The sequence below is a fragment of the Amycolatopsis sp. NPDC003676 genome, from assembly GCF_053587275.1.
In genome coordinates, this window is record NZ_JBSFNS010000264.1 from 1 (window position 1) to 1,665 (window position 1,665).

General features: G+C 70.8%; 1 protein-coding gene. It reads left to right on the forward strand.

The window, feature by feature from the left end:
* Positions 1–27 precede the first annotated feature (27 nt).
* On the forward strand, positions 28–1,665 hold a 1,638-nt coding region (locus ACWDNU_RS45490; protein WP_449673402.1), incomplete at its 3' end, for a serine/threonine-protein kinase.

Below are 1,665 nucleotides of genomic sequence, written 5' to 3' on the forward strand. Positions count from 1 at the left end.
GATCCCGGTGAGACGGGGAGACGAGCGATGAAACCACTGGGTCCGCGGGATCCCGATCGGCTCGGCCGCAACCGCATGCTGGCCGTGGTCGGCCGGGGCGGCATGGGGCAGGTGCTGCTGGGTCAAGGCCCCGACGGCCGGTTGATCGCCGTCAAACAGATCCACCATCAGTTCACCGGGAACCCCGAGTTCCGGGCCAGGTTCCGGCGCGAGGTGCTCGCCTCCCAGCAGGTCACCGGCGCCTACACGGCAGGCGTCGTCGACCACGACGCCGACTCCGAAACACCCTGGCTGGCCTCGGAATACATCGCGGGCCCCTCGTTGCAGGAGATGGTGGGCGAGTTCGGCAGGCTGACCGTGAGCGGGCTGAAGCTGCTGGCCACCGGCTTGGCGATGGCGCTGCTCGAGATCCACCGGACCGGCCTGGTGCACCGTGATCTCAAGCCGAGCAATGTCCTGCTGACCAACGACGGCCCGCGGGTCATCGACTTCGGCATCGCCAAGGCGCTCGAGGACGACGTCGCCCTCACCGCCACCGGTGCGGTGCTCGGCTCGCCCGCCTACATGTCGCCCGAGCAGGCCGAATGCCAGCCGCTCACTCCGGCTTCCGACGTGTTCGCGGTCGGCGCGGTGCTGGCGATGGCGGCCACCGGGGTCAGCCCGTTCGAGGCAGCGTCGACGCCGCAGGTGCTCTACAACGTGCTCTACACCGCGCCGGACACCACGGCCATCCCGCCGCCGATCCGCGCGCTGGTCGAGGCGTGCCTGGCGAAGGACCCGGCGGCGCGCCCGACCCCGGAACAGTTGCTCGACGCGGCGAGCCGGATCGAGGCCGAGCCGGTGTGGCCGGTCCGGATCCGCAGGCGGATCGCGGAATGCCAGGCCGAGGCCGCACGCTGGGCCGACGGCACCGCGACCGTCGCCCCCGAGCCGGTCGAGCGGCCGAAGCGGCCGTTGTCACGCTTCGTCGTCGCGGCCGCGGTGGTGTCGGCTCTGGTGCTCGGCGTCATCACGATCGTCGGCATCGGCGTGGAGGGCAACGCGGTGGCGATGGACGATCCAGCGCTCGCGCTGACCGTCGACGAGAGCCGCAGGCTCGATCTCTGCGAGCTGCTGAAGCCGGCGGTGCTCGGTGAACTCGGCACGGCGACCGGCGAACTCGTGCCGAACGGCGTGCACTCGTGCAGCCTCACCTACCGCGAACAGTCCGGTCGCAAGATGCAGCTCACCCTCGAGAACGGCTCGCCGGTCGAGCAGATCAAGGGCAGGACCCCGATGGGCAGCACCATCAACTGGATGCCGGTGCTCGGCCGGAACAAGGAAGCCCGCAATTGCGACCGCTCGGTCGTGGCGCAGAGCGGGCTGCCGATGGCACTGACCTTGAGCTCGTCGACCTTCGAGGGCAGCGACACCTGTCCGGCGGTCGAACGTGGACTCGTCGCGGTGGTACGCCGCCTCGCGGTCAACCCGCCGCTGCGCGACCTTCCCACGAACTCGGTGCTGCGGCTCGACCCCTGCGTGCTGCTGGATTCCGCGGACATCGCTTCGGTGACCGGTGACCCGGCCCGCGGCCGCACGGTGCACGGCTGCGTGGCGGACGGGCGGGAAGCGTATGTCGCGCTCGACCTCGACGATCGACTGCGCCCCGACCATGTGGTCGGCGGC